This window comes from Deltaproteobacteria bacterium, from assembly GCA_011773515.1.
In the GTDB taxonomy this organism is placed as follows: domain Bacteria; phylum Desulfobacterota; class Deferrimicrobia; order J040; family J040; genus WVXK01.
In genome coordinates this window covers 41,622-45,791 of sequence record WVXK01000065.1, presented here as the reverse complement: position 1 = coordinate 45,791, position 4,170 = coordinate 41,622, and the positions used below count along the sequence as shown (strand labels likewise).

Annotated in this window: 6 protein-coding genes; 2 read left to right on the top strand and 4 right to left on the bottom strand. The window is 57.9% G+C overall.

Annotation, left to right across the window (positions count from 1 at the left end; translation table 11 throughout):
* From GTN70_08165 to GTN70_08155, 3 genes are all read right to left on the bottom strand, one after another.
* The coding region (locus GTN70_08165; protein NIO16959.1) for a zinc-binding dehydrogenase at positions 1-615 on the bottom strand (615 nt) is incomplete at its 3' end.
* A 93-nt stretch (positions 616-708) separates the two neighbouring features.
* Positions 709-1,356: a disulfide bond formation protein DsbA gene (locus GTN70_08160; protein NIO16958.1), complete on the bottom strand. Its 648-nt coding sequence runs from the start codon at positions 1,354-1,356 to the stop codon at positions 709-711.
* A gap of 171 nt (positions 1,357-1,527) precedes the next feature.
* Positions 1,528-1,989, bottom strand: a complete 462-nt coding sequence (locus GTN70_08155; GenBank protein NIO16957.1) for a hypothetical protein — start codon at positions 1,987-1,989, stop codon at positions 1,528-1,530.
* Positions 1,990-2,389: 400 nt separating this feature from the next.
* Here GTN70_08155 and GTN70_08150 point away from each other — a divergent pair, with 400 nt between their 5' ends.
* Entirely contained in the window at positions 2,390-3,118 is a 729-nt protein-coding gene (locus tag GTN70_08150) for an AAA family ATPase (GenBank protein ID NIO16956.1), read from the top strand.
* A gap of 56 nt (positions 3,119-3,174) precedes the next feature.
* Here the strand turns inward: GTN70_08150 and GTN70_08145 are convergent, their stop codons facing one another.
* Complete coding sequence (locus GTN70_08145) at positions 3,175-3,750, bottom strand: hypothetical protein (protein ID NIO16955.1); 576 nt, start codon at positions 3,748-3,750, stop codon at positions 3,175-3,177.
* A 227-nt stretch (positions 3,751-3,977) separates the two neighbouring features.
* Between GTN70_08145 and GTN70_08140 the strand changes: the two genes are divergently transcribed.
* The coding region (locus tag GTN70_08140) for a hypothetical protein (protein ID NIO16954.1) at positions 3,978-4,170 on the top strand (193 nt) is incomplete at its 3' end.

Here is a 4,170-nt window from a genome sequence, read left to right as displayed (position 1 = left end):
GGTGATCTCCCGAACGCGGCTCACAAAGTTCTCCTCCCGGTAGAGGATCGTATGGTGGCAGCCGTGCTGCCTGGCCAGTTCGGCCTTTTCCTCGCTGCCCACCGTGCCGATGACCGTCACGCCCAGGTGCCTGGCCCACTGGCAGGCGATAAGCCCCACGCCCCCTGCCGCCGCGTGGAACAGTATCGTCTCCCCTGCCTGAACGGGGCAGGTGCGGCGGAGCAGATACCGGGCCGTCATCCCCTTGAGCATCATCGCCCCCGCCGCCACATCATCGATGCCGTCTGGAATCTTGACCAGGCGGTGCTCCGGCATGATCCGCACCTCGGCGTACGAGCCCATCGGGACACCGGCATAGGCAACGCGGTCCCCGGGAGCGACTCCCGAGACGCCCTCGCCGATCTCCTCGACCACTCCCGCACCTTCCATGCCGATTACCGTGGGCAGGTCCCCAACGGGATACAGCCCGGTGCGGTGGTACACATCGATATAGTTCAGCCCCACGGCTGTGTGGCGCAGGAGCACTTCGCCCTCCCGGGGCCTTCCCACATCGATTTCCTCCCACTTCATGACCTCGGGACCGCCGGTTTCGTGAATTTGAACTGCCTTCGTCATGACACCTCCCGTGAAAACAGGGACAGGGCCTGAGAACCTCTTCCCGATGAGCTTTCCCCGGGCCCCCTGCGGGTAACCGGCAGCCTCCATCACCTAGCCACCGGCCTCGCCTCTCTCAACTATCTGGATAAATGCCGACAGCAGTGTCTCCGGGTACCGGGCTCCGGAAACGAGGTATTTATTGCCGATCAAAAAGCTCGGCACGCTGGCGATACCGAGTCTGCGCCCCCGCTCCTCCTCCATCGTAACGGCCGCGAGGCTCTCCTCGCCGAACATATCTTCCTCATTTCGTGACTCGAGGCCGGCCGACTCGGCAATTTTCCGCAAGAAATTTTGTTCCCCCACATCTTTCCCATCCAGAAAATAGGCCGAAAAAAGGGTTTCCACGACGGGGTCCTGCAGGTTTTTTTGCCCGGCGAGCCAGATCAGGCGATGAGCGTCCAGGGTGTTGGGTGTCAGCTGTATACGGCCGAAATCAAAGGGTATGCCCTCTTCCAACCCCGCTGCCAGCACGTGGGCGTCGAGCTCATCGCTTCTTTCGAGGCTCCCGAACTTCGCCACGCGGTACTCGGACCTCTTCATCCCCTCCTTCGGCATACCGGGGTTGAGCTGAAAAGGGAGCCAGGTCACGCGGGTCTCTGCCTTCCCGCCGAAAAGTTCCAGCGCCTTCTCGAGGCGGCGCTTCCCGATGAAGCACCAGGGACAGATCACGTCCGAAAAGATGTCGATCGCCAGTACCATGCCGTGTCACGAATCAGGGATTGACGCAGTAGATCATTTTTTTTCGGACCCCTGGAACGAGGATGCCGAAAATGGCTGGCGGGGCTGGTTACCAATATCCAGCCCCGCCCCGTTCATAACTTCGCCGATGGCCCTGCCGGGGGCCACCGTCCATTCCCCAGTATCAAAGGGTTACTTGTATACGCCCGCGCCGACCAGGAAATCCGTCCCCGGAACCCGGAAGATGTGGGTGGTCTTCGCCTGTGGCTCATCCATGCCCGGTTTCGGCCACATGTAGTCAACCCACCCCTCGCCGGGGTCCTTCGCTACCGTTACGAAATCCTTGAAAAACATCTTTCCCGCCTTGTCGGGAGTTTCCAGCATGTTTTTCCCGATCAACGAAGGCTTCATGGGATGGGCAAGCATGTTGCCATCCAAGTCCATGAGGAACACGTAGGTGTCTTTCCACACGAACTTGCCATCTTTTTTGTTTATCTCTGCTTTCGCCGCATCGATCCCCTGGTCGGTGATCATCTGAGCGGCTTCCTTGTTCTTCGCGACGCACTCTTCCTTTGTCCCGCTTTCCGCAGACACACCGGTGGAAAGAAAAACGCCGAGCACTACCGCGAGCAGCACAACGGAAAGTCTCTTCATCGTTACACCCCCATTTTTTTATTACGCACCGCTGAACCGGGCCGGTAAGCAACCTCCCGTAATAAAATCCCCCTCCTCACCTCCTTTCGGCTTTGGTAAACACTCACCCTCCGATATGGAGAGCTGCCCGGAGAAAAAAACGACTTCCCCTGCTTCCTGTAAATTTTTAGATTACCGGGATGAGCAAACGATGCAGAATAAGTCTAAATCCGGGCTGTACGGCCTGTCAATGCCAAAATTGCCCTGAGTCGAGGCGCAATTTGCCCGAAGAAGTTCCTTTTCCCCGCGAAAATCATCCCACTCGTGCCGGTTGCTGTTCCACTTCCGCCCCCGCAGGCGGTATAATACCCCTATCCTGCAGCAAATGGGCCGACACAGACCGCGATTCCGAGGAGATACCATGGTGCACCTCAGGAAGGTCACGCTCCTTCCCCACAAATACCCGACCAGGGTACGCTACCCCTTCAACCTCGAGGTCTTTCATAAAACGGAGCATATCGTTTTCGACACTCCCGTATCGTTTTTTGCAGGCGAGAATGGGACGGGCAAATCAACGCTGCTCAAGGCGATCTGTCGCAGCTGCGAAATCCCGATCTGGGAGCCGCCGGAGCGAAGGCGCGTGGAAAACAACCCCTACGAAGAGCGGCTGCAGGATTGTATCGGTATCACGTGGGAACAGGGGAGGGTTACCGGTTCATTCTTCGGCTCGGAAATATTTTTGTATTACGCGCAGATACTCGACGAGTTCGCCGCAGCCGATGCCGGCCAGCTGAAATATTTCGGCGGGAAATCCCTCATGACACAATCACACGGCGAGTCTCTCCTCTCCTTTTTCCGGGCCAGGTATCAGATCAGGGGGCTCTACCTGCTCGATGAGCCCGAGACTGCACTCTCCCCGAGGAGCCAGCTCGACCTTCTCGGGGTGATCCTCGACGCCGCGGGGGCGGGACACGCCCAATTCATCATGGCCACCCACTCTCCGATACTGCTTTCCTTACCGGGGGCCTCTATCTACAGCTTCGACCACGTCCCCATCCGCAAGGTTGCCTATGAGGATACCGACCACTACAAGGTGTACAGGGAGTTCATGAGCGGCAGGGAGCGGTACCTGAGGGATGTGGGGGACTGATCGTCGCCGACCGCTTGCCGGGATAAGCGGACAAAAAAGGGCTGGATGGGAGCGGTTTACGCGAGGTGCTCGATGAGGATCTTTATCCCTATCGCTATGAGGATGAGTCCCCCCACCATTTCGATCTTCTTTTCGAAGAAGTGACCCACCTTCCCCCCCACGTACACCCCCAGAAGCGAGAGGCTGAACGTGATCAGGCCGATGACGACCGAAGGGGTGATGATCGATACCCGCAAAAAAGAGAGGGACAGCCCCACCGCAAGCGCGTCGATGCTCGTTGCGACGGAAAGGGCCAGCAGGAGGTAGAGGTTTGGGGGGCCGTTGAACACCTTATTTCCACCAAGCCGGGTGGACTCGTAGATCATCTTGATACCCACGCCGGCAAGGAGGCCGAAGGCGATCCAGTGGTCATAGGCCGAAATAAGTTTCCTGAAGCCGGTCCCGGCCATCCACCCGATCACCGGCATGACTCCCTGAAAGATCCCGAAATAGAGGGCGATCTTGAACGCCTGCCCCACCCGCATCATGTTTCTCATCGCCAGGCCGCTCGACACGGATACGGCAAATGCGTCCATGGCAAGACCGAAGGCGACCATCACGACGGTAAAATGGCTCAGCGAAGAAAACTCCATATTCTCCTCTTCGCAGCGTCTCTCCCCTCCGGTTTTGTGCACGCAGACCCCCCCCGTATCGTTATGTGCAACCGGGGGTGCAGGCAACGGGCGGTAGAATTTCGTACCACAGGACAACCCAAAAGGCAAGCACCTGATAGGGAACCCTTTTTCCGGGTGACGGAGCTTGATTTTCTGAACCGAAACCCATCTTTTCACAATCTGAGTAGGTAGGGAGAGACGAATAAATGTCGAAAGCAACGGTGGAACCATCACGTTTCCCGGCAGGGCCTGGTTATTTCTGCATGAAGTGCCTCGCCCTGGCACGGGAGGCAAAACGTTTCTACAAGTTCAGCAAGAGGATCGATGAGCCAAAGATCGAGTGCCCTGTCTGCACCCTGATGTACGTGTACACGGAGGATTTCAGCCCGGAAATGTTCG